Origin of the sequence: Pseudomonas sp. NFACC39-1 (assembly GCF_900110355.1) — a bacterium.
GTDB classification, from domain to species: Bacteria; Pseudomonadota; Gammaproteobacteria; order Pseudomonadales; family Pseudomonadaceae; genus Aquipseudomonas; species Aquipseudomonas tehranensis.
The window spans coordinates 260568-283457 of sequence record NZ_FODL01000003.1; the positions used below are offsets into that span (position 1 = coordinate 260568).

Sequence of the window (22890 nt, forward strand, 5' to 3'; positions counted from 1 at the left end):
TCCCAGGCCGGTAGCCCGAATCGGCACATGGATGCGCCGCGCCGAACGCCAGTTCCAGTGAAGGGCGCTACGTTGAGGAAATTTGCAATAATCTCTTATTGCGCGAATATTGTATGTTTAGGTGATCTAATAAGAAGAATATCGACCGAGGCTTTCGCGAATTATGAAAAAAAGCAACGTAAGCCATTTCCGAGACATCCATGTCCATGCGGCCAACATTCAGGAGTGGAACCAGGACTACAACCAGTTAACCGCCGGTTTGGCCGAGAGTTCGCTCATGCAGTTGACCACTGCGCGATGCCACGTCTTTCGCGAGCAGATCAACCAGCGTGTCGTGCAGCACGGTGTGGCTCCCCGGGACAAGATGTGCTTCGCAGTGCCGATCACTGTCCCGGGTTCGACACGGATGCAGGGGCGGGAAGTGGACGACAGCAGCCTGTTCTTTCTCCAGGGTGGCGAGGAGTTCATGTTCCATATGCCGATGGGGATGGAGCTGCTGTCCATCACGTTCGAACGTGAATGGTTCGAGCAGGCGTTGGCGCAAACGCCGTCGGCCAAGGAAATCAGCCAGCTATTGCGTCAACCGGTGATCAGGGGTTCCAGCCAGCGCTTCGCCCATGCTCGCCGCCAGTTGCTGGCGGTGTTCTCCCAGGCCCTGGCGCACGAAGAACTCGACAGTGCGGGCGATCCGGCGCTGGAGCAGGCCATGCTGGGCGAGTTGCTGCAACTCATGACCGACCCGGCCTGCGACAAGCACCAGCGCATCGCCAGCTCCACGCGCAGTTTCATCGTCGAGAAATGCCATCGTCTGACGACTGCGCAGGTGCTCAACGTACCCAGCGTGGACGAGTTGTGCCAGCGACTCCACGTGAGCCGGCGTACCGTGCAGAACAGCTTCCGCTCGGTTGCCGAGACGACGCCGCTGAACTACTTGCGCTCCGTGAGGCTCAACGGTGTGCGCCGGACCTTGATGTCCACCCCCGCCTCGCATCTCTCGATCGGCGATGCCGCCGCCCAATGGGGCTTCTATCACCTCAGCCATTTTGCCGCAGAGTACCAGGAGCTGTTCGCCGAGTTGCCATCCCACACCGCGCGCGCAGCCATCCCCGGTTGCGCCCATGCCTGAATATTTGCCCGTCGCACTTAGCTGCAGCGGCGGCACTGACGGCGCGTATCGCCTTGCAGTGAGCGACTGCCACCCACGGCGTTGACGGGTATCCCGAATCAGCAGGGCCTGCAGGCTGCCTTGACCTGTTTTGGGATGGCGCCTGAGACGTTACCGATTTGGGATAACGAGGCATTCATGGGCAGGCATAGGATCGAATCCAGCGTGCGACAAGAACAATGAGCTGTTCGGTGGCGGTGAGCGATTGACTGCGCCGATCCTACAGCGACTGCCTCATACAATAAGGTCAAGAAAATGAGTGTATCTATCCCGATTAACAGTTCGACGGATTTGAAACGTGGTGCCCTGGGTGTCGGCTTTATCATCTTCTTCGTGATTTCGGCAGCCAGCCCGTTGAGTGTCATCGCCGGCGGCTTTCCCATTGGCATCATGCTGGGTAATGGCGCCGGTACACCGGCGTTACTGATCCTGGCCTTGACGGTCTTGCTGATGTTCTCAGTGGGCTACACCACCATGTCCCGACACGTCACCAACGCCGGGGGCTTCTACGCCTTCACCTCTCGCGGCCTGGGTGGCCTGGCCGGCGGGGCGGCAGGGGTCCTGGCGATGTTCGCCTATAACATCCTCCAGATTGGCCTCTATGGCATGTTCGGGGGCGTGGTCAGTGGCACCATGGCCAGCGTCTTTGGCCTGGAGTTGCCCTGGTGGTCCTACTCGTTGATGGCGATGGCCAGCATCGCGATTCTGGGGTATCGCAAGATCGATCTCTCGGCCCGGTTGCTGTCGGCGGTGGTCATCGCCGAGTACCTGGCTATCCTGACCCTGGATTTCGCCATTCTCAAGACCGGCGGTGACAGCGGCATCAACCTTGACGCCTTCGATCGCAGCCATGTGTTCAGCGGCACACCGTCAATCGGCTTGCTGTTCTGTTTCGCGGCGTTTATCGGTTTCGAGGCCACGACCATTTACGGCGAGGAGGCAAAGGACCCGCAACGTACCATCCCGATCGCTACCTACTGCTCGGTATTGCTGATCGGTGGTTTCTACGCGCTATCGGTCTGGTCGATGGTGGTGGGCGTCGGGGCGGACAAAATCGTGCCCACGCTGCAAGCGTTGCAGGACCCGACGACGTTTATCTATGGCATGTCCGATCACTTTGTCGGCCCGTATCTGACTCAGATTATCCGCGTGCTGTTCATGGTCAGTATCTACGCCGGCCTGCTGGCCTTTCATAACGCAGCGGCACGTTACTTCTTTGCCATCGGGCGTGACGGCTTGCTGCCGCGCCGGTTGGGCACTACCCATCGCGTCCACCAGAGTCCCCATATGGGGTCGGTGTTGCAGAGTCTGATTTCTGCCGTGGTCGTGTTGATCTTTGCTGCCATGGATGCCGATCCGATCCTGCAGCTGTTCGCCTGGCTCTCCAACTTGGCCACGCTTTGCGTGATTTTACTGATGGCGATCACTTCGGCAGCCGTACTCATGTTCTTTCGACGTCACCCCGAGCTGAAGCTGGGAATCTGGCGTGGGCGGATTTTCCCCGGCTTCTCTTGCCTTGCCCTATTGGTGGTCCTGGTATTGGCGGTGGTGCATTTCGATGTACTGACCGGCGCCAGCCAAGCCTTGTCCTATGGCCTCTGCGCCGTCATTCCCGCGGCCCTGCTGGGTGGCGTGCTACTGGCGGCTCGACTGCGCAAGACGTCGCCGCAGCGATACCTGGCGTTAGGTAGCCACAAGCTTTAAGGCCCCACGCCGAACTTTTGGCCACGACATGAGAGCGCTTGCAGTGGGGGCCGGTCACGGTGCGAGCCGACTGACGCCGACCTGGCCGAGCAGCTCATCAATCATGTGCAGGCAGTGACTCAAGCCTGCTGACACATCGCCGACGCGCCGGCTAAGGATAATCGGTGACGTCGCGTTGTCTTCCAGCAACGGCGTGAAGCCAATGTCGTCGCGGTGCAGCAGTTGCACCGAGGCCGGTACCAGCGTCACGCCTATTCCCGCACCTACCAGCCCGATCGCGGTTTGCAATTCGTTGGTCCACTGCGCCACCTCAATGCCAAGGCCGTGGGATTCGAACAAGGCGATCACATGATCGGCATAACTGGGACGCGGGTTGCCGGGGTACAGCACGAAAGGTTCCACGGCCAGTTGCTGCAGGCTGATGGGCCCGGCGAGCAAGGGATGGCCAGCCGGCAGGGCCGCCACCAGCCGGTCTTCAGTCAACACCGTCTGGACAATCGCCGGATCATCGATCCGTATTCGACCGAAACCGATATCGATGCGTCCGGCTTTGAGTGCCTGCACCTGCTGCAAGGTGGTCATCTCCGAGAGGCCCAACTCCAGTGCCAAGGTCTCGCCGCTGCGCAATCGACGGATCAGTTCTGGCAGCACGCCGTACAGGGTCGACGGCGCAAAACCGATGCCCAGCCAGGTTTTCTCGCCCAGCCCAATCCGACGGGTGTTGTCACAGACCTTGCCCAGCTGTTCGAGCAGGGTTGCGCAGTGCTCGTGGAAAAAACGCCCGGCTTCGGTCAGCTTCAGCGGCCGCCCGCGTTCCAGCAGAGACACGCCCAGTTCCTCCTCCAATTGTTGAATCTGGCGGCTCAGCGGCGGTTGGGCGATGTGCAAAAGCTCGGCGGCGCGAGTGAAGTTGAGGGTCTGGGCCAAGACCTGGAAATAACGCAGGTGACGCAACTCCATGGGCAGTCTCCGGAGGTTCGATGTATACCTTAAAGGTATCATGCCAGACTAATTCTATATTGGCCCCCCAGAAAAACCCGTACGAGAATCGGTTCCAGAACTCCAAGAACCTGACGGGTATTGCCATGCTTGCAACAGCCATTGAGGCGATCGAGACGATCATCGTCGATCTGCCCACCATCCGCCCGCACAAACTGGCGATGCACACGATGCAGAACCAGACCCTGGTGATCATTCGCGTGCGCTGCGCCGACGGCATCGAAGGTATCGGTGAGTCCACGACCATCGGTGGCCTTGCCTACGGCAACGAGAGCCCGGAAAGCATCAAGACCAATATCGACCGGCACTTTGCGCCGCTGCTGATGGGCCAGGATGCCAGTAATGTGAACGCTGCCATGTTGCGCCTGGAGCGCTGCATTCGTGGCAACACCTTTGCCAAGTCGGGGATCGAAACCGCATTGCTCGATGCCCAAGGCAAGCGTCTTGGCCTGGCGGTAAGCGAGCTGTTGGGCGGCCGCGTGCGTGATGCCTTGCCGGTGGCGTGGACCCTGGCCAGTGGTGACACCGAAAAAGACATTGCCGAAGCCCAGCAGATGCTCGACCTGCGCCGCCATCGCCTCTTCAAACTGAAAATCGGTGCCGGTGAGGTCAATCGCGACCTAGCCCATGTCCTGGCGATCAAGAAAGCCTTGGGCGACCGCGCCAGCGTAAGGGTCGACGTCAATCAGGCCTGGGACGAAGCGGTGGCGTTACGTGCGTGCCGGATTCTCGGCTCGAACGGCATCGACTTGATCGAGCAGCCGATTTCCCGTCATAACCGCGCCGGTATGGCGCGCCTGAACGCCATGAGCCCCGCACCGATCATGGCCGACGAGTCGATCGAATGCGTCGAGGATGCATTCAACCTGGCCCGGGAAGGGGGCGCCTCGGTATTCGCGTTGAAAATCGCCAAGAACGGCGGGCCTCGTGCAGTGCTACGCACCGCTGCGATTGCCGACGCAGCCGGCATCGGCCTCTATGGCGGCACCATGCTCGAAGGCGGCGTAGGCACACTCGCTTCTGCCCACGCCTTCATCACGCTCAATAAACTGACCTGGGACACCGAGCTGTTCGGGCCACTGTTGCTGACCGAGGATATTCTCAGTGAACCGTTGGTTTACCGTGATTTCGAGCTGCATGTGCCCAATACCCCTGGCCTGGGCGTGACGCTGGACGAAGAGCGCCTGGCGTACTTCCGTCGCGACAAAACCTCCACCGTCGTTCATCAAGTCTGAGGAGAACGCCATGCTGTTTCACGTAAAGATGACCGTGCAGTTGCCGCTCGATATGGATCCAGAAACGGCCGCCAGGCTCAAGGCCGATGAAAAGGCCTTGGCCCAACGGTTGCTGCAACAAGGCAAATGGCGCCATTTGTGGCGCATTGCCGGGCTCTATGCCAATTACAGTGTGTTCGATGTCGACAGTGTCCAGGAGCTGCATGACTTGCTCATGCAGTTGCCGCTGTACCCCTACATGGCGATTGAAGTTGCCGCGATGTGTCGCCATCCGTCTTCCATCCATGAGGATGACCGCTGATCCCAGTCGGTTCAGTTCGTTACGCTAATAATTAAAAGATGAGGAAACCACGCAATGAACGTCAAGATTTCCCACACTGCCGGTGTCCAGAAATTTCTCGAAGAGGCCAGCGGTCTGCTCAACGATGGGGGTAACCCACGGGTCAAGGATCTGCTCTACCGGATCTTGCGTGATTCGGTGAACATCATCGAGGACCTTGCCGTGACGCCGGAAGAGTTCTGGAAAGCGGTCAATTATCTCAACGTGCTGGGGGCTCGCCAGGAAGCGGGATTGCTGGTGGCCGGGATCGGTCTGGAACATTACCTCGACCTGCTGATGGATGCCGAAGACGAGCAGGCCGGCAAGGCTGGCGGCACGCCGCGGACGATCGAAGGACCGTTGTACGTGGCAGGCGCGCCGTTGTGCCAAGGTGAGGCTCGGCTGGACGATGGCAGCGATCCGGGCGTGCCGCTGTTCATGCAGGGCCGGGTGTTCAACACCGCTGGCGAGCCATTGGCTGGTGCGGTTGTCGACGTCTGGCACGCCAACACGGGCGGCACTTACTCCTACTTCGATACCCAGCAGTCGGCGTTCAATTTGCGTCGGCGCATCGTCACCGATACCGAGGGACGCTATCGCTTTCGCAGTATCGTACCGTCAGGCTACGGCTGCCCTCCGGACGGTCCGACCCAGCAATTGCTGGATCAGTTGGGACGTCACGGTCAGCGTCCAGCACACGTGCACTTTTTCATCTCGGCGCCGGATCATCGCCACCTGACGACCCAGATCAATCTCGACGGCGACAAGTACCTGCACGACGATTTCGCCTACGCGACTCGTGATGAACTGATCGCAAAAATCACCTTCAGCGAGGATCAACAACGTGCGGCGGCGCACGGCGTCAACGGTCGTTTTGCTGAGATCGAGTTCGATTTCACCCTGCAGCTGTCCGCCCAGCTTGAAGAGCAGCAGCGCTGCGAGCGGGTTCGTGCCTTGGAAGATTGACGGTTTCCCGCTGTAGCCAGGGCCGTGGGATAGCGAACAGTTATCCCGCGGCCTTTTGCATTGTGCGCGACGCCGGCTCATCGAACCGAGCGCCACAGGGGCCAGGAGCAGGGCTCTCCCGGCTCGTCAGACCCGGAAATGCCCCACCAGGCGCTGCTGATGGTCCGCCATTTCATAAAGTGAGTCGCTGGCCTTCGAGGCGTCGCCCATGCGCGTGGTCAGCGTTTCACTGATGCCGCGAATGTCGCTGACACGGTGGCTGATGTCATCCACCACGGTGCTTTGTTCCAGGGCCGCGCTGGCAATCTGTTGGTTCATCTGTTCGATCACGTCCACGGCCTGAGAGATGTTCTCCAGGGCCGTGCGCGTCTGCTGGACTTGCAGCACGCTGCTGCCGGCTTGTTCGCGACTGAGCTGGGTGCTATGCACCACGTCCTGGCTCAGTTGCTGTAGCGATTCGATGACCATGCGCACCTGTTCCACCGAACTTTGGGTGTTACTGGCCAGGTGCCTGACCTCATCAGCCACCACGGCAAAACCCCGGCCCTGTTCGCCCGCCCGAGCCGCTTCGATAGCCGCATTCAAGGCCAAGAGATTGGTCTGTTGTGCGATGGCGCAGATGACGTCCAGCACCTGGCCGATCTGGGCACTGTTTTCGGCCAGGGCACGCACTTGCTTGAGGGTTGCGTCCAGGCGTTGGTCCAGGTTTTCGATGTTGTGCACGGCGGTAGCGAACACGGCCTGACCTGAGCGGCTGGCGTTTTCGGCAGCGGAGGCAGCATCGGCGGCGCGGTGCGAGTTGCGGGCGACTTCCTGGGCGCTGGCACTCATTTCATGCAGGGCAGTGGCGGCCAACTCCACTTCGCGGTACTGGCGCTGCATGCCCGCGCTGACTTCGCGGGCGATGCCCAGAGAGGTGTCGGCGCTGTTGCGGGTGTCCAGGGAGGCCGACTGAATATTGCGGATAATGGGTTGCAGCTTATCCAGAAAGCGATTGAAACCACTGGCCAGGCGACCCAGTTCGTCGCCTCGTCCGGTCGGCAGCCGTTGGGTCAGGTCGCCGTCACCCTCGACAATGGCGTCGAGCAGGCTGGCCACTTTCAGCAGTGGCCGTGTCACGCCATAGGCGGCGAGCCAGATCAGCAGCATGCCCAGGAGACTGGCCAGCAGACCCAGGCCGAGGTTGAGCCAGTTGGCCTGGCGGCTCTTGTCGTCGAGTTGGGCCTGCATTTGTCGGGCGGGCGCCTGTACCAAGGCTTGCGGAACCTTTATCTGCAACTGCCAGGTGGGGTTGTCGGGCGTGGTTTGCAGGGGCTGACGGATGTCGATGGCGGCGCCGGTCACCGTGCCACTGCGTCCAGCCACTTGGCCGGAAGCCGAGAGGATGCTGACCTCGCTGTCACCCTGATACAGGTTTTGACTGAGATCGGCAGCCAGTTTTTGCAGTGTGTCGAGGCTGATGTCCATGCCGACTACACCGATCGGCTTGCCATTGACGAGCAGGGGAATGGAGATGCTGCTCATCAGCACTTTCTGACCCTCGACCTCACTGGCGTAGGGTTCGATCACGCAGGTGCGACGTTGTTCTTGAGGGCAGACGTACCAGGCGTTTTCCGGCTCGCTGCCGACCGGTGCATTGTTGGCGGTGATTTGTGGTTCGGTCAGCACCTCCTGGACCAGCCGCCCCGGTTGGCTCTGTGACCAATACAGGGCGAAGCGGCCTTTCTCGTTGCCTGCCAAGGCGCGTTGCCCGACAAAGTCGGCGTCTTTACCGACCAACGCATCGGGCAACAGCACCACATACAGGCCCAGCACTTTCGAGCGTTTTTGCAGGGTCTGTCGCGTGATGCTGATCAGATCCTCGCGTAATTGCGTCGGCGTGAGTCGTCCCTCGAGGGTTTGCTCGCGCAGTTGCAGGACCTGTTGCGCGAATCCTTCACCGTAGAGTGCCGTTTCGTTGAAAAAGCGTTCGACATGCTGGCCGTGGGCAACGGCCTGGGCGTGCAGGCGTTGCGAGGCCGCCTGGCCCAGCAACTCGCTGCTCTGTTCCTTCAGCAGTCTGGCGCTTTGTTGATTCTGATAGAGCGAGGCGCCGATCAACGCGCCGACAACGGCCAGCAGACATAGACCGCTCAGTAGCGTAATTCGCCACTGGATCGTGAGGTGAGCGAAAGGCATGGCTGACGTTTCCTGCATTTGGGAGGGGCTTTGGAGGCGAGGGGCAAGACGCCCTCGTTTTTTTCTTATGAGCGCGCCGAGTCTGGAGCGGCTGGGCAGAGCATGAGGGGAGGCCGTGCAGGGGGCTATCCCAAATCGGCAAGAGCTGGCGGATTGGCAGCGCCGTTGCGACCCGTTTTGGGGCGGTGCCGATGATGCTACCGATTTGGGATAGCGAGCGGTTCGACGGGGGGCATAGGATCGATTCCAGCGCGCGTCTAAAACAAAAACGCTAACCGGTACCGATCGTGCCTTGATCGGACCAACCCTATAGCGACTGCCTCATACAATAAGGTCAAGAAAATGAGTGTATTTATCCCGGTCAACAGCTCGACGGAGCTCAAGCGTGGCGCCCTGGGTGTGGGCTTCATCATCTTCTTCGTGATATCGGCAGCGAGCCCGTTGAGTGTCATCGCCGGCGGCTTTCCCATTGGCATCATGCTGGGTAACGGCGCCGGCACCCCGGCGTTGCTGATCCTGGCCTTGTTGGTACTGCTGGCGTTCTCGGTGGGCTACACCACGATGTCCCGGCATCTCACCAACGCTGGTGGTTTCTATGCGTTCACCTCTCGCGGGCTGGGTGGCCTGGCCGGCGGCGCGGCGGCGGTGTTGGCGATGTTTGCCTACAACATCCTCCAGATCGGGCTGTACGGCATGTTCGGCGGCGTGGTCAGCGGCACCATGGAGAGTGTGTTTGGCCTGGTGTTGCCCTGGTGGTCCTACTCGTTGATGGCGATGGCCAGCATCGCGATTCTGGGGTGTCGCAAGATCGATCTGTCCGCCCGGGTGCTGTCGATTGTCGTGATTGCCGAGTACCTGGCGATCCTGACCTTGGATTTTGCCATCCTGAAAACCGGCGGTGACAGTGGCATCAACCTCGACGCATTCGATCGCAGCCATGTGTTCAGCGGCACGCCGTCAATCGGGCTGCTGTTCTGCTTCGCAGCGTTCATCGGTTTCGAGGCCACGACCATCTACGGCGAAGAGGCCAAGAACCCGCAACGCACTATCCCGATCGCCACCTACAGTTCCGTGTTGCTGATCGGCGGTTTCTACGCTTTGTCAGTCTGGTCCATGGTGGTGGGGGTGGGCGCGGACAAGATCGTCCCGATGCTTCAGGCCTTAGAGGACCCGACGACCTTTATCTACGGCATGTCCGATCATTTTGTCGGGCCATACCTGACGCAGATTATCCGCGTGTTGTTCATGGTCAGTATCTACGCCGGGCTACTGGCGTTCCATAACGCCGCGGCGCGCTACTTTTTCGCCATTGGTCGAGATGGCCTGCTGCCCAGCCAGTTGGGCACCACCCATCGCATTCACCAGAGTCCGCACATGGGGTCGGCGTTGCAAAGCCTGATCGCTGCGGTGGTGGTGCTGATCTTCGCAGCTATGGATGGCGATCCTATCCTGCAGTTGTTCGCCTGGTTCTCCAACCTGGCTACCCTCTGCGTGATTCTGTTGATGGCGCTGACCTCGGTCGCGATCTACGTGTATTTCCAGCGTCACCCGCAGCTTAAGGTCGGGGTCTGGCGCGGGAAAATTCTGCCGGGCTTTTCTTGCCTGGCACTGCTGACGGTACTGGTCCTGGCCGTCGTTCATTTCGATGTGCTCACCGGTGCCAGCCAATTGATCTCCTATGGTCTCTGCGCCGTGATACCCGCCGCACTGATCGGCGGTCTGTTTCTGGCCGTGCGGCTGCGAAGGACCTCGCCGCAACGGTTCATGGCCCTGGGCAGCCACAAGCTCTAGGGCCCCCCCCCGCGGTACCACTCCACTACGAATACATCTGCCGGCCGCCGTTCGGTACGGCTCGTCAGCGCGTGAAAGGAAGGTTTCAAATGCACACATACAAGATGCTCATCAACGGCGTTCGGGTTGCCGGTGAAAACGGACAGTTTGACGTCATCAACCCCGCCACGGGAGCCGCATTCGCCCAATGTCCAGCCGGGTCGCTGGCGCAACTGGACCTGGCCGTGGATGCCGCGCAGGCGGCATTCGGCAAGTGGCGGCACAGCACTCATCCTGACCGTTGCGATCGCCTGATGAAAGTCGCTGCGGACATCGAACAAGAAGCCGAGTCCCTGGCCCGGCTGATCGTCCAGGAGCAAGGCAAACCGTTGGCGCTGGCCTTTTCCGAAGTCATGGGGGCGGCGGCCTGGACGCGTTATGCGGCGCAACAACAGATTACCGTGGAACTGGTGGAAGAAACCCCCACCCAGCGCATCGAACTGCACCGCAAGCCTCTTGGCGTGGTGGCTTCGATCACCCCGTGGAACTGGCCGTTCATGATCGCTGTATGGCACATCATGCCGGCGCTGCGGGCCGGTAACTGTGTGATCAGCAAACCGTCGAGCCTGACTCCCCTGAGCACCTTGCGCCTGGCGGAGATCATCGCCCGTCATGTGCCCCATGGCGTGATCAACTGCGTGACCGGTGAACAAGGTTTTGGCAGTGCGATCACTACGCACACCGGCATCCAGAAGATTGTCTTCACCGGCTCGACGGCCACCGGGCAAAGCGTGATGCGCGGTGCCGCCAGCAACCTCAAGCGCCTGACCCTGGAATTGGGCGGCAACGACGCCGCCATCGTCCTGCCGGGTACGCCGGTGGAGGCGGTGGCCGAGGAAATTTTCCAGGCGGCCTTTCTCAACATGGGTCAGACCTGTGCTGCGCTCAAGCGCCTGTACATCCACGAGTCCCAGTACCAGGCATTCGCCGATGCCCTGACCGGGATTGCCGCCCGCCAGGTCGTCGGCGATGGCCTGGAGCCTTTGGTCACCTTCGGTCCGGTGCAGAACCTTGAACAACTGCAGTTGGTCGATGCGCTGGTCGCCGATGCGCGGGCCCAGGGTGGACGTGTCTTGTGTGGCGGTGCGCGCCTGGATCGCCCGGGCTTCTTCTATCCGCCCACCCTGGTCGCGGATGTGACGGATGGCCAGCGCCTGGTCGACGAGGAGCAGTTCGGTCCGGTGTTGCCGCTGATCGCGTACCGGGATGTCGAGGATGTCCTGCGTCGCGCCAATGCGGGCGACATGGGCTTGGGCGGCTCGGTCTGGGGAGTGGACATCGAACAGGCGCAGGCGTTGGCCTGCCGTCTCGAAAGCGGGGTGGCGTGGGTCAACTGCCATGCCCAGATCCAGCCGAACACGCCGTTTGGCGGCAGCAAGATGTCCGGTTTTGGTGTCGAGTTCGGCCTTGAAGGCCTGCTGGAATTCACCGGCCAGCAGCTGTTGTTTGTCCGCAAGCGTGACCCTGAATAAGCCCATTCGCCTTGCGAAGTCGGTGCGGCCCGCCGTGCCGACGTCATGCCAATACCTAAGACAGCCTATGAAGGCGCACCAGAGGAGCATCACCCATGCGGTATCCATTCAGTCCATTGCTCGGCAGCACGCTTGCGTGCTCATTGGCGCTTTGCGCCATCAGTCAGGCCCAGGCCTATGAGCTCTACAGCGATGAGAGCCGTCATCTCAACGCAGACATGACGGCGGTCTTCGGCCTGTTCAACAGTCGCAAGAACTATGACGGCACTTCCGGTGGCTCTACCTGGCGGGAAGGTTTCATCAAGTACGGCTTGAGCGGTGATCAGGCCTTGGCAGGCAACGGCACGGCGTACGGCGCCTTCTCCCTGGTCAGTTCCGCCACCTGGGGAGACGGCGACCCGTCGGGCAATACCCTGGGCAGCGAGCGCACGACGAAGATCGAGGATGCCTATCTGGGCTGGCGTTCCGGTGATTTGTTTCCGGCGTTGGGCAAGGATGGCGTCGATATTTCCGGTGGGCGCCAGGTGGTCAAGCTGGGCCGTGGCTTCCTGCTCAACGATGACGGGCCGAACCTGGGCAAGGGCCCTGCCGACGGCGCCCTGAACCGCGGCGGAGCCTATTACCTGGCCGCACGGCACGCTTTCGACCAGACCGCCTACTTGCGCCTGGGCGGGCAGGATGGCCTGCATGGCAGCCTGCTCTGGCTCAAGTCCGACAACCGCGCCCAGGCTGAGACCGAACTGGCCGCCGGCACCCTGGACTACACCACCAAACCCGGTACGTTGGGGCTGACCTGGGTGCATGGCATCGACGTCGATGAGCAATGGGCCAGTGATTTTCAGCGCCAGCGCAAAGGCATGAATGTCTACAGCGTGCGGGGTGAAGGCGATGCCGGTATCGAGAACGTCAGCCTGGCGTTCGAGTATGCCTGGCAGGACAAGGACAGCGGTCCTGAGAAAGCCTGGTACGGGGAGGCGGGGTATACCTTCGCTGACGTCGCCTGGGCGCCGAAGGTGACGTATCGCTACACCCGCTATTCGCAGAAATGGGACTCGCTGTTCACTGGTGTGAGCACGGGCTATGGCACCTGGTTGCAGGGCGAAGTCGCCAGCAACTACGCCGGGCCATTCAACAGTAACACCAGCATTCATCACGTCGGCCTGAAAGCGACGCCCTTGGAGAACCTGACGGTGGGCGCGCTGTACTTCGATTTCGACACGTTGCGCAAGCGCGACTCGCTGAATCTCGATGCCCAGGAACTGGATCTTTATGCAGAATGGGCCGTCAACCCGCACTTGATCATCAGCCCCTTGGTCGGCCTCTACAAACCCAAGCAGGACTCAAACTCGGGTGGCAATCAGGTCGGCGGAAACGGCACCAACCTGTACAGCCAGCTGACGGTGGCCGTTCCGTTCTGACCGTTCAGCCACTGCGTCCAGGGCTGAGGCCTATGGCCCATCGGCGCCTGGCTGGGTCCGCATGTTCTCAGCGATGCGCCGGGTGGTGTCCATGACCATCTCGACCACGGTTTCCTGGCGCAGCAGCTTGAAGCTTTGCGTGCTGCCCACGGCGGACAGGCTGCCCACCACCTCATCGATATCCGGTTGGATGATGGGCGCCGCGATGCCGGTCAGGCCCAGGTTGAGTTCATCGTGGGTCAGGCAGTAGCCGTCCTTGCGGATCTTCTTCGTGGCCTTGGCAAACCCTGCCCAGTCATACGGACTGTCGGGGTCATTGGCCATGTGCTCTTCGAACAGGCGCTGCAGTCGACGGCCCTTCTGGAAGGCGATCAGTACCTTCGATTGCGCACCGCGAAAAAACGGCAGCGGCTGGCCACGTCCGAACGCGAATTGGTAGGTATCCGTGGGTTCAGCGATGTAGGTGTTGATGATGCGCCCGTCATAAAAAACGCTCGCAAACACCGCCAGGCCGGTTTGCGCGGACAGCTCGTGCATCAGCTCGCGCCCGGCGAGCAGGATGGGATCGTACTGACGCATCATCCAGTCCAGCTCGATGACGCGCGGTCCCAGGCCGTAGCTGCCGGCGTCCACTCGCGTCAGCAGGCCGGCATCGCACAGGTCCTTGACATAGCGGTACACGGTCGCGCGTGACAGTCCCATGCGCTCGGCAGTGGTGTCGGGATCGATCTTCAACGTCTCTGGGCCGAACAGGTCCAGGACGCTCAGCATTTTACTCAGGCTGCTCATTGGGTTCCTAAAGGGGGGAAGGCATGCGGGTGGCCGTTTGGTGAGCACTATAGGTAGGCGCAGCGGCGATGGAAAGCCTGCCTGCCGGATGAGAAACGTGCCGTCACCTTACTCCGCTGCTTGAGAAATACAAGTTGCCTGTCGGTATTTTTAGCCTCAAAAACTACATAAAATCTCATAATAAGAGTTTTATGTATAAAAATAGCTTGTTGTGCGGGCTTTTGTGTGTGATAAATCTCAATCATTGCAAACGCACGACCGAGAGGGCTGGAAATGAATGGTGCGCAACTGATAGTGAAGGCGGCGGTGGCAAGCGGTATCGAGTACTGCTTCGCCAATCCCGGAACGACTGAAATCCCTCTGGTGGCAGCCATGGCCAGTGCCCCGGGCCTCAAGCCGGTGCTGTCCTTGTTCGAAGGGGTGTGCACTGGCGCTGCGGACGGTTATGGGCGCATCGCCGAGAAGCCGGCCATGACCCTGACCCACCTCGGGCCTGGGTTCGCCAATGGCATTGCCAACCTGCACAACGCGCGCCGCGCCAATACCCCCATCGTCAATGTCATCGGCGACCACGCGTCATGGCACGTCAACTACGATCCGCCACTGGCCAGCGACATCCAGGCCTTGGCCGGGGCCGTTTCCGGTTGGGTCCGTACCTCGCGTACGGCATCGGGCATCGGCGACGATCTGCAGGACGCCATGCGTGCAGCCTGGCAAGCCAAAGGCCAGATCGCCAGCTTGATCCTGCCCATGGACCTGCAAGGCAACCCGGCGGAGCACCCGGGAGTATTTGCGCCTGTGCAGCCGCCGGTTCGCCGGTTTGCCGGTGATCGGGTCGAGGCGCTGGCGCAGGCGCTGCGTGACGGTCAGCGCCTGGTCTTCATAGTCGGCGACCAGGGCTTGTCCGTCGCGGGACTGGAAGCGGCGGGGCGCCTGGCGCAACTTCCCGGCGTGCGGATGTTCGCCGAGACCTTTCCGCGGTTGAGCTACCGCGGCGGTGGTTTGCCGGACCTGGATCGCTTGCCGTACTTCCCGGAAGTGGCGATCGAGATTCTCGACCAGTTTGACAAGGTCGTCTGCGCCGGTGTCCCGGAACCCATCAGTTACTTCGGCTATGAAGGCATACCTTCGCGGCTGGCCGAGCGTGACCGCCTGCTGCTGTTGGCCGAAGTCGGCGACGACGTGGCCGGTGCTTTGACGGCGCTGGCCGATGCCCTCGATGCGCCCGCCTACCGGCCCACGCCGCAGGGCATCGAGTTGCCGCCCGCCCAGGCGGAGCTGACGCCTCAATCCATCGGCCAACTGCTGGCCGCCGCGCTGCCGGACGACTGCATTGTCTCCGTGGAAGGCGGGACTTGCGGCTATCCGTTTTTCACCGCCTCCGCCCATGCCGCGCGGCACCGCGTGCTGACCAATACCGGCGGTGCAATTGGCCAGGGCATTCCAGTGGGTTTTGGCGCCGCCCTGGCGGAGCGTGGCAACCGGGTGTTCTGCCTGCAGTCAGACGGCAGCGCCCAGTACACCATCCAGACCCTGTGGAGCATTGCGCGTGAGCAATTACCGGTGGTGATTCTGATCGCCGCCAACCATCGCTACGCAATCCTGCAAAACGAGCTGCGCCGTTTTGGCATGACCGAACTCGGGCCGCAAGCCCTGAACCTGACCGTGCTGGACCGCCCGCGGATCGACTGGAAGGCCCTGGCCAAAGGTTACGGCGTACCCGCCTGCACGGTGCACACCAATGGCGAACTACAACGGGCCCTGACCAATGCCAGTGCCGACAGTGGTCCTTGCCTGATCGAAATGGCGCTGTGAAGGAGTCGATATGAACCCGTTCGAAGTATTGCCCGCCGTCCAGGCGTTCCTGTCCCAACCCGGTCGCCTGTTCATTGGCGGCTCATGGCAGGACGCTGCTGGAGGTCGCCGGTTTGCCGTGGAGAATCCAGCCACCGAAGAAACGCTGACAGAAGTCGCCCAAGCCGATGAGCGTGACGTCGATGCGGCGGTCGCTGCCGCCCGTGCCGCGTTCAGCGGGGCCTGGGCGCGGCAGTCACCGGCCCAGCGAGGCCTGCTGCTGTTCCGCCTGGCTGACCTGTTGGACCAACACCGCGAGGAACTGGCTCAACTGATCACCCTGGAGAACGGCAAGCCCATCGCCGCCGCCCGCGGTGAAGCGGCCAGCGCCGCGAATATCGTGCGCTACTTCGCCGGTTGGCCGACCAAGATCGAAGGCAGCACGCTGCCGGTTTCGCCCGCCAGCGGGGCGCCGATGCTCAACTACACCCTGCGCGAGCCGGTGGGGGTCTGTGCGTTGATCGTGCCGTGGAATTTTCCGCTCAACATGTGCGTCTGGAAGCTCGGTCCGGCGCTGGCAACCGGTTGTGTGGCGGTGCTCAAACCGGCCGAGCAGACGCCGTTGGTGGCGATCCGGCTGGTGCAGTTGATCGAAGCGGCGGGCTTCGAGCCGGGGGTGGTCAACCTGATCACCGGGCTCGGTGCCGAGACCGGTGCACCGCTGGCGAAGCACCCTGGCGTGGACAAGATCGCCTTTACCGGCTCGACTCAGGTCGGTCGACTGATCGCCCAGGCCGCCACCAGCAACATGAAGAAGGTGTCGCTGGAATTGGGCGGCAAGTCACCGAACATCATCTTGCCGGACGCTGACATCGTGCGGGCTGCCAAAGGGGCCGCCGATGGCATTTTCTACAACCAGGGGCAGGTCTGCACCGCCGCATCGAGGTTATACGTGCATGCCAGCGTACTCGACCAGGTGCTCGAAGAGCTCCAGCGTCACGCCGCCGCCCATGTCCTCGGGCCCGGGTTGGATCCGGCCAGCAGCATGGGCCCGCTGGTCTCCGCGCGCCAACTGAGCACGGTCAAAGGCTACCTGCAACGCGGGCAGCAAGAGGGCGCCGAACTGGTCTGCGGCGGAGGGCGACCCGAGCACCTGGAGCGCGGTCACTTCATTGAGCCCAGCGTATTCCTCGACCGCTTCGAAGGGGCCTGCGTCGCCCGCGAAGAAATTTTCGGTCCAGTGCTGACCGTCATGAGCTGGACCGAGATCGACGACCTGGTGCTGCGCGCCAACGATTCGCCCTATGGCCTCGCGGCGGGCCTGTGGACCCGCGACCTCAGCTCGGCCCACCGGGTGGCGGCGCAACTCAAGGCCGGCTCGGTCTGGATCAACTGTTGGAATGTCGTCGATCCGGCTTCGCCGTTCGGTGGCTACAAGCAATCCGGCTGGGGCCGGGAAATGGGTAAGAACGTGATCGATGCCTACACCGAGACCAAGAGTGTCTTCGTCGATCTCGCCTGAACCGAATCATTACAAGAGGAATCGCTATGGATCTGGAATTGAAAGGTCGTGTGGCCATCGTCACCGGCGGCGGCATGGGTATCGGTAAGGAGGTCGCACGCTTTCTCTCCGAAGAGGGTTGCAAGGTGGTGATCTGCGCGCGCCGCATGGAGTATCTCCAGCAGGCCGCCGAGGAGATCACGGCCCAGACCGGCAACGAAGTGCTGCCCTTGTTTTGCGACACCAACCAGATGTCGGCCGTATCGGACATGGTGGAAGCGGCACACAAGCACTTCGGTCGCATCGACATCCTGGTCAACGGTGCGGCGGCGCCATCGGGCGTCGTGCGCAACGACATCGAGCATGCCGGCGACGATGAACTGCTGTCGGACCTCAACACCAAGGTCATTGGCTATTTCCGTTGCGCCAAGGCCGTGACCCCGCACATGAAGGCTGGCGGCTTTGGTCGCATCATCAACATCGGAGGTCTCACCGGCCGCGGCAGCAAGGTTCTGTCGGGGATGCGCAACCTGGCCATCGCCCACATGACCAAGACCCTTTCCGACCAGTTGGGCCCTGCCGGCATCACCGTCAACCTGATCCACCCCGGCGTGGTGGACACCCCCCATATCCAGGAGTTGTACGAGCGTGAAGGGATCAAGCAGGGCAAGACCCCGGAACAGGTCGAGCAAGGCTACATCGATGTCACGCCGATCCGCCGCACCTTGGCACCCATCGAGATGGGCTGGTTGATCGGCTTCCTGGCGTCACCCAAGGCCGGAGCCGTGACAGGTGAATCCATCGGCATCGACGGTGGTTTGACCCGTGGCATCTTCATTTGAGGAGCATCAGTGATGAGTAACGGAACCCTTTTGGTCGCCACGGTGGGTCAGGCCGTCATCCGCAGCGCCGACGATGGCCGGACCTGGCATCGCCTTGGCTTGGGCCAGGACCTGGAGTTCGATGCGATCACGCGGTCTTTGAGTGTCCACCCGGGCACCCCCGAAGTGATTTATGCCGGTACCGACGTGGGCTTGTGCGTCAGCCACGACACCGGCGGTCGTTGGGAGCGGGTCGATTCTCCGTTCAATGGCCAGACCGTGTGGAAAGTCGCGGTCGACCCGCAGGACGCCCAGCGTATTTTTGTCGGCACCGGGGCACCTTCGCGCGCTGTGTTGTGGCGGACCCTGGACGGTGGCCAGCACTGGGACCGTGCGCCGGTGGAGATCCCGGAATTCTGTGACGGCGTCAGCCGTCCCCGTCTACTGGCCTTCGCCTACGATCCAACGGACCGCAACCAGTTATGGTTTGGCCTGGAGGAGGGCGGGTTGTTTCATTCGCGCGACGGCGGCGACAGTTGGACACGGGTCGATGACCGGCTGCTGTGGGATTACAACTCCGACATCCACAACATCCTGGTGCTGCCCAACCATGGCCAGAAGGTCATCGTGGTGGTCTGCGTCAACGCCGTCTACCGCAGCCTGGATGAAGGGCTGACATGGACCGGCATCATTGCCCGCGAAGCGTTCGGCCTTTACTACGTGAGAGCCATGAACGCGCCGCTGGATACGCAAAGCAGCCTGTACTTGAGCATTTCCGACGGCACGCCCGGTACCACCAGCAAGGTCCTCGTTTCCCATGATGCCGCGCTCAGTTGGGAAGTGTTGCCTCTTGCGCAACAGCCCAACTCCTGTATCTGGGCCATCGCCTTCAACCCGGCCAATCCTCGGCAAATCGTCGCCGGCACCAAGTACGGCCATCTGTTCACCTCGGAAAACGGCGGGGACGGGTGGCAAAAACAGTGGCGCGAGTTCAGCGAGATCGCGGATGTGCTCTGGACCCCCGCAGTGGCGCAGATCAAGGCCGGACACCAATCCATCGTCAAGAAGAACTGAGGTATGGCGCGATGAAAGTCGAAGTCCTTCGTACTCATTTATCGCTATGGGTCAGTGACCCCGAAGTGTCGGCACGCTGGTACGCCGACATCCTCGGCATGCATGAAAGTGCACGAGGCGACAGTTGGATCATGATGGCGTTTGGTGCCAAGCATCACGACATCGCATTGATCCGTGCAGAGCCGGGTGCCCATCAGGGCGGGCTGGGCTTGCAGCATTACGGGCTGGAGATCGCCGGTGACATGACCACCCTGCGCCAGCTCTACGGCATGTTGCTGCGCAAGGGCGTGGAGGTGGTGAAGATCACCGACCACGAAATCGGCAACGGCGTTTATTTCCACGATCCCGATGGCAATCGCATGGAGTTCTTCCTCGAGACCGAACATGACGATGCCCGGGGCAAGGCACGGTTCAGGGCCGCTGGCGCCCCGAGCAGGAATTTCGATCTGGACCCACTTTGAACATGAGGCAAGTCTGATGAAAACCGCGAATTTCGCTACTTATCACATCCGTAAATGGTACAGCTTCATCGAAGAGACACTGGCCAACGAAAGCGGCCAATTGGCCGATGGCGAGCCGTTGTTCAAGTATGCGATCGCGGCCGTGATCGCCAACCCTTATGCAAGCCGCTATAGCGAGACGCTGTCGGAACTGATCGAGCCATCACCGCTGCTGGGCGAGGAGTTCGGTCGGCGTATCCAGGCACTGGCCGGCTCGCGGGAGATTGTCAGTTACGGCAAGGCATGCCTGGTGGGCAGCCTGGGTGAGTACGAGCACGGCAATGCGTTTCTGACCAACCCGGCTGCCGATCCGGTTCGCGTGGCGCTGGGCGGCGGCAAGTCCTGGGTGCCTTCCACCGGTAAGCGCGGCGGTCCTGGCACGACCATAGACGTGCCGCTGGCACACAAGGATGCGCTCTATGTGCGTTCTCACTACGACAGTATTTCCCTGACGCTGGGGGACGGCCCGTCACCCGATGAAGTCGTGGTGATCTGGGCCTTCGCCACGCGTGGTCGCCTGCATGCACGACTGGGTGGCCTGCAGGCGGCGGACGTCAAGGGCGTCGATGGCTTGCATTGACTCCAAGGGTTAGGCTGCAGGCAAAGCCCACAGGGCATGACTGACTCAGCCCACGCTAAACCAAAACAAGAAAGCGGTGAACAGTGATGAAGCAGGAGAAGACCCAGGTTGTCATCGTCGGCGGCGGCCCCAACGGGATCACCGCCGCGCACTATATGGGCATGTACGGTATCGACTGTGTGGTCCTCGAGCTTGCCGACTGCATACTGCCTTACCCGCGCGCGGTGGGCATGGATGACGAGGCGCTGCGAGTGTTGCAGGGCATTGGCATCGCCGAGCTGGCGGCCAGGGACATGATTTGCGACGTGCCGCTGCGCTACTACAACTCGCGTGGCGTGTGCTTCGCCGAGGTCAAGCCGAGCACTGCGCATTACGGCTGGCCGATGCGCAATATCTTCATGCAGCAACTGCTCGAAGGCACGTTGCGCGAGCAACTGGGGCAGCACCCCAGCGTACAACTGCGTCAAGGCCATGAAATGCTCGAGCTGGAGCAGGACGCCCAAGGGGTGACGTTGCAGGTGCGCGATGCCCAGGGCACCCTCTACCAGTTGCAGGCCGAGTATGTGATCGGCGCCGATGGCGGGCGCTCGACCGTGCGCAAAAAACTCGGCATCGAGTTGCTGGGGCTGACCCATCCGCGCAAATGGGTGGTGGTCGATACGGCCAATGACACCCTGGACGCACCCTACACCGCACTGCATGCCGATCCGCAACGGCCTTTCGTGTGTATCTATCTGCCTTACCAGCAGCGCCGCTGGGAGTTTATGCTCCTGGAGGGAGAGGATGAGGCGAAGATGTGCGAGGAGGGCACTATTCGCAAGCTGATCCGTGGGCACATCGGCGATGCGGTCGATCAGTTGAACATCATCCGTATCCGCGCCTACACCCATCATTCCCGGGTCGCGGCGCGTTTCGTCGAAGGGCGCGTGGTGTTGGTGGGCGATGCGGCGCATATTTCCCCGCCCTGGGCCGGGCAGGGTCTCAACTCCGGCTTGCGCGACGTGGCCAACGTGGCCTGGAAGCTGGCAGCGATCATTCAGGACCGTGCGTCAGCCTCGATTCTTGAAAGCTACGACCAGGAGCGGCGCGGTCACGCCACCGAACTGGTGGCCCTGGCCGACAACATGGGCGCGGTGCTGGGGCTGACCAACCCTTTGATGGCCGGCGTGCGCGATTGGTTGTTCCAGGCCGTCAACAGCGTCGACAACCTGCGCTCTCATTTGTTGGAGTTCAAGTTCAAGCCCAAGGCGACCATCACCAAAGGGCTCGTGTATCACGAGCGTGCCGAGTTGCGCGAGGACGACCTGGTCGGGCAGTTGTTCGTCCAGCCCTACGTCGAGGATGCCCAGGGGCAGCGTCAACGGCTGGACAGCGTTATGGGATCGTCCTACGCGATATTGGGGTATCGGGTGAATCCGCGCGAACAGGTGAGCGAAGAGATGGCTGACTATTGGGCACGCTGGGAAGCGCGCTTCATCCAGGTCAATCGCTCGCGCAGCGGCGTTGGACGCAACCAGCCGTTGACGGCTGTCGACGCCATCAGCGTGGAGGATGTCGATAACCGATTGGGCGAATGGTTCTCCCGGGTGCGTGACTGCATCGTGGTGGTGCGTCCGGATCGGTTTGTCGCGGCCATTACCACACCGGAAAGGCTCGATGGGGTATTGCGCAAGCTGGCGGGGCAACTGTCGTGAAGGGCGGCCAGGAGATACTCGACCAGCTCTTCGACGCTACGCGCAGCGTCCAGGCGCTGCCGGCGCTCGTCCCGGAAGCGCTCGACGTGTCCACCGGCTATGCGCTGCAGCGCCAGGCCCTGGAGCAGCGTCTGGCGAGGGGGGAGCAACTGAGCGGATGGAAGATTGCCTTCGCGGGTAGTGCCGCGCAGGCGCGTTTCGGTCTTGACGAACCGGCCTATGGAAGCCTGACCGATGCCATGTCCGTCGAGCCGGGGAATCCGGTGTCGCTCCCACGGTTGATACAGCCCAAGCTGGAAATTGAACTGGCCTTTGTCTTTGGCCGCAGCTTGCCTGCCGGCCACTGTCGAGACGAAGACATCCTGGCGGCCATCGGCGAGGTCGCGCCCGCGTTCGAGATCGCCGATTGTCGATGGCAGCAATGGCGTTTCGGGGCTGGGGCATTTCTCGCCGACAACGCCGCGGCGGGGCTTTACAGCCTCGGGCAACGCGTGGCGTTCGATGCCTTGCGCCATGCCTGTGTCGCCTATCGGCTGGAATGTGACGGGGTGCTTTGCGGTGTAGGGGATACCCTCGACCGGGAGGACAGCCCGTTGCGCAACCTGTGCTGGTTGGTCCGGCGCCTGCTGGCCGACGGGCAGCGGGTGGAAGCAGGCCAGGTCGTGCTGTCCGGATCGCTGCTGGCACCCTTGGATGTCCAGCCTGCCACTTACCGGCTGCACATGCTTGGCACGGAACTGGCTTTGGTTTTCGTCGCGGAGCCTGCCCCCGCGTGAACGATCACTGTCGTCACGGATGACCCAGCCCCTGCAGACCAATAAAAACAATGGGGCCACCGAGGAACGACGAAC

Annotated in this window: 19 protein-coding genes and 1 pseudogene; 16 read left to right on the top strand and 4 right to left on the bottom strand. The window is 61.6% G+C overall.

All coding sequences use genetic code 11. From position 1 onward, the window contains the following. Positions 1-163 precede the first annotated feature (163 nt). Together BMY45_RS07980 and BMY45_RS07985 are read left to right on the top strand one after the other, a co-directional pair. Positions 164-1126 carry a helix-turn-helix domain-containing protein gene (locus BMY45_RS07980; RefSeq protein WP_092396373.1) on the top strand — a complete coding sequence of 321 codons (963 nt, stop codon included), beginning with the start codon at positions 164-166 and terminating at the stop codon, positions 1124-1126. 294 nt (positions 1127-1420) lie between these two features. After that, on the top strand, positions 1421-2869 hold the full coding sequence (locus BMY45_RS07985) for an APC family permease (protein WP_092396375.1): 1449 nt from the start codon (positions 1421-1423) through the stop codon (positions 2867-2869). A 54-nt stretch (positions 2870-2923) separates the two neighbouring features. Here the strand turns inward: BMY45_RS07985 and BMY45_RS07990 are convergent, their stop codons facing one another. Continuing rightward, positions 2924-3829 (bottom strand): LysR family transcriptional regulator, encoded by a 906-nt coding sequence (locus tag BMY45_RS07990; RefSeq protein WP_092396377.1) that lies wholly within the window; start codon positions 3827-3829, stop codon positions 2924-2926. 125 nt (positions 3830-3954) lie between these two features. Here BMY45_RS07990 and BMY45_RS07995 point away from each other — a divergent pair, with 125 nt between their 5' ends. The 3 genes from BMY45_RS07995 to catA are packed head-to-tail and all read left to right on the top strand — an operon-like array spanning position 3955 to position 6388. Then, positions 3955-5103, top strand: coding sequence for a muconate cycloisomerase family protein (locus tag BMY45_RS07995; RefSeq protein ID WP_092396379.1), 1149 nt, complete (start codon positions 3955-3957; stop codon positions 5101-5103). Positions 5104-5113: 10 nt separating this feature from the next. Next, on the top strand, positions 5114-5404 hold the full coding sequence (catC, locus tag BMY45_RS08000) for a muconolactone Delta-isomerase (RefSeq protein WP_092396381.1): 291 nt from the start codon (positions 5114-5116) through the stop codon (positions 5402-5404). 54 nt (positions 5405-5458) lie between these two features. Next, the gene (gene catA / locus BMY45_RS08005; RefSeq protein WP_092396383.1) at positions 5459-6388 is read left to right on the top strand and encodes a catechol 1,2-dioxygenase; all 930 of its coding nucleotides are present in this window, start codon (positions 5459-5461) and stop codon (positions 6386-6388) included. A 126-nt stretch (positions 6389-6514) separates the two neighbouring features. Here the strand turns inward: catA and BMY45_RS28615 are convergent, their stop codons facing one another. Then, positions 6515-7270 (bottom strand): methyl-accepting chemotaxis protein, encoded by a 756-nt coding sequence (locus tag BMY45_RS28615; protein ID WP_371913920.1) that lies wholly within the window; start codon positions 7268-7270, stop codon positions 6515-6517. A 102-nt stretch (positions 7271-7372) separates the two neighbouring features. Then, a pseudogene (locus BMY45_RS28620) lies at positions 7373-8584 on the bottom strand (HAMP domain-containing protein); the annotation flags it as partial. A gap of 324 nt (positions 8585-8908) precedes the next feature. Between BMY45_RS28620 and BMY45_RS08015 the strand changes: the two are divergent. From BMY45_RS08015 to BMY45_RS08025, 3 genes are all read left to right on the top strand, one after another. Then, a complete protein-coding gene (locus BMY45_RS08015) occupies positions 8909-10357 on the top strand; it encodes an APC family permease (RefSeq protein ID WP_092396387.1) in 1449 nt (482 codons plus the stop codon). An 89-nt stretch (positions 10358-10446) separates the two neighbouring features. Beyond that, entirely contained in the window at positions 10447-11868 is a 1422-nt protein-coding gene (locus BMY45_RS08020) for an aldehyde dehydrogenase family protein (RefSeq protein ID WP_092396389.1), read from the top strand. 95 nt (positions 11869-11963) lie between these two features. Then, the gene (locus BMY45_RS08025) at positions 11964-13286 is read left to right on the top strand and encodes an alginate export family protein (RefSeq protein ID WP_092396391.1); all 1323 of its coding nucleotides are present in this window, start codon (positions 11964-11966) and stop codon (positions 13284-13286) included. Between the two features lie 30 nt (positions 13287-13316). Here BMY45_RS08025 and BMY45_RS08030 read toward each other — a convergent pair whose 3' ends face one another. Then, positions 13317-14075: an IclR family transcriptional regulator gene (locus BMY45_RS08030; protein ID WP_092396393.1), complete on the bottom strand. Its 759-nt coding sequence runs from the start codon at positions 14073-14075 to the stop codon at positions 13317-13319. Positions 14076-14348: 273 nt separating this feature from the next. On the opposite strand from BMY45_RS08030, the gene BMY45_RS08035 reads away from it, so the two are divergent. The 8 genes from BMY45_RS08035 (at position 14349) to BMY45_RS08070 (ending at position 22815) form a co-directional block, all read left to right on the top strand. After that, positions 14349-15890, top strand: coding sequence for an acetolactate synthase large subunit (locus tag BMY45_RS08035; protein ID WP_092396395.1), 1542 nt, complete (start codon positions 14349-14351; stop codon positions 15888-15890). 10 nt (positions 15891-15900) lie between these two features. Next, positions 15901-17391: an aldehyde dehydrogenase family protein gene (locus BMY45_RS08040; RefSeq protein WP_092396397.1), complete on the top strand. Its 1491-nt coding sequence runs from the start codon at positions 15901-15903 to the stop codon at positions 17389-17391. 26 nt (positions 17392-17417) lie between these two features. After that, complete coding sequence (locus BMY45_RS08045; RefSeq protein ID WP_092396399.1) at positions 17418-18212, top strand: SDR family NAD(P)-dependent oxidoreductase; 795 nt, start codon at positions 17418-17420, stop codon at positions 18210-18212. Between the two features lie 12 nt (positions 18213-18224). Next, entirely contained in the window at positions 18225-19265 is a 1041-nt protein-coding gene (locus tag BMY45_RS08050) for a VPS10 domain-containing protein (RefSeq protein WP_092396401.1), read from the top strand. 11 nt (positions 19266-19276) lie between these two features. Next, positions 19277-19726 carry a VOC family protein gene (locus BMY45_RS08055; protein ID WP_092396403.1) on the top strand — a complete coding sequence of 150 codons (450 nt, stop codon included), beginning with the start codon at positions 19277-19279 and terminating at the stop codon, positions 19724-19726. A gap of 16 nt (positions 19727-19742) precedes the next feature. Next, entirely contained in the window at positions 19743-20345 is a 603-nt protein-coding gene (locus tag BMY45_RS08060) for an amino acid synthesis family protein (RefSeq protein ID WP_092396405.1), read from the top strand. A gap of 86 nt (positions 20346-20431) precedes the next feature. Beyond that, complete coding sequence (locus BMY45_RS08065; protein WP_092396407.1) at positions 20432-22039, top strand: bifunctional 3-(3-hydroxy-phenyl)propionate/3-hydroxycinnamic acid hydroxylase; 1608 nt, start codon at positions 20432-20434, stop codon at positions 22037-22039. Next, on the top strand, positions 22036-22815 hold the full coding sequence (locus BMY45_RS08070; protein WP_092396409.1) for a 2-keto-4-pentenoate hydratase: 780 nt from the start codon (positions 22036-22038) through the stop codon (positions 22813-22815). The genes BMY45_RS08065 and BMY45_RS08070 overlap by 4 nt, the downstream gene beginning before the upstream one ends. The last annotated feature ends 75 nt before the right edge of the window (positions 22816-22890 follow it).

What these genes read in the sequence shown, in the direction of transcription:
- BMY45_RS08040 (WP_092396397.1), top strand. Translation starts at nt 15,901, where the DNA reads ATGAACCCGTTCGAAGTATTGCCCGCCGTCCAGGCGTTCCTGTCCCAA.
- BMY45_RS28615 (WP_371913920.1), bottom strand. Translation starts at nt 7,270, where the DNA reads ATGCAGCGCCAGTACCGCGAAGTGGAGTTGGCCGCCACTGCCCTGCAT.
- BMY45_RS08030 (WP_092396393.1), bottom strand. Translation starts at nt 14,075, where the DNA reads ATGAGCAGCCTGAGTAAAATGCTGAGCGTCCTGGACCTGTTCGGCCCA.
- BMY45_RS08015 (WP_092396387.1), top strand. Translation starts at nt 8,909, where the DNA reads ATGAGTGTATTTATCCCGGTCAACAGCTCGACGGAGCTCAAGCGTGGC.
- BMY45_RS08025 (WP_092396391.1), top strand. Translation starts at nt 11,964, where the DNA reads ATGCGGTATCCATTCAGTCCATTGCTCGGCAGCACGCTTGCGTGCTCA.
- BMY45_RS07990 (WP_092396377.1), bottom strand. Translation starts at nt 3,829, where the DNA reads ATGGAGTTGCGTCACCTGCGTTATTTCCAGGTCTTGGCCCAGACCCTC.
- BMY45_RS08050 (WP_092396401.1), top strand. Translation starts at nt 18,225, where the DNA reads ATGAGTAACGGAACCCTTTTGGTCGCCACGGTGGGTCAGGCCGTCATC.
- catC (WP_092396381.1), top strand. Translation starts at nt 5,114, where the DNA reads ATGCTGTTTCACGTAAAGATGACCGTGCAGTTGCCGCTCGATATGGAT.
- BMY45_RS07985 (WP_092396375.1), top strand. Translation starts at nt 1,421, where the DNA reads ATGAGTGTATCTATCCCGATTAACAGTTCGACGGATTTGAAACGTGGT.
- BMY45_RS07995 (WP_092396379.1), top strand. Translation starts at nt 3,955, where the DNA reads ATGCTTGCAACAGCCATTGAGGCGATCGAGACGATCATCGTCGATCTG.
- BMY45_RS08020 (WP_092396389.1), top strand. Translation starts at nt 10,447, where the DNA reads ATGCACACATACAAGATGCTCATCAACGGCGTTCGGGTTGCCGGTGAA.
- BMY45_RS08065 (WP_092396407.1), top strand. Translation starts at nt 20,432, where the DNA reads ATGAAGCAGGAGAAGACCCAGGTTGTCATCGTCGGCGGCGGCCCCAAC.
- BMY45_RS08035 (WP_092396395.1), top strand. Translation starts at nt 14,349, where the DNA reads ATGAATGGTGCGCAACTGATAGTGAAGGCGGCGGTGGCAAGCGGTATC.
- BMY45_RS08045 (WP_092396399.1), top strand. Translation starts at nt 17,418, where the DNA reads ATGGATCTGGAATTGAAAGGTCGTGTGGCCATCGTCACCGGCGGCGGC.
- catA (WP_092396383.1), top strand. Translation starts at nt 5,459, where the DNA reads ATGAACGTCAAGATTTCCCACACTGCCGGTGTCCAGAAATTTCTCGAA.
- BMY45_RS07980 (WP_092396373.1), top strand. Translation starts at nt 164, where the DNA reads ATGAAAAAAAGCAACGTAAGCCATTTCCGAGACATCCATGTCCATGCG.
- BMY45_RS08055 (WP_092396403.1), top strand. Translation starts at nt 19,277, where the DNA reads ATGAAAGTCGAAGTCCTTCGTACTCATTTATCGCTATGGGTCAGTGAC.
- BMY45_RS08060 (WP_092396405.1), top strand. Translation starts at nt 19,743, where the DNA reads ATGAAAACCGCGAATTTCGCTACTTATCACATCCGTAAATGGTACAGC.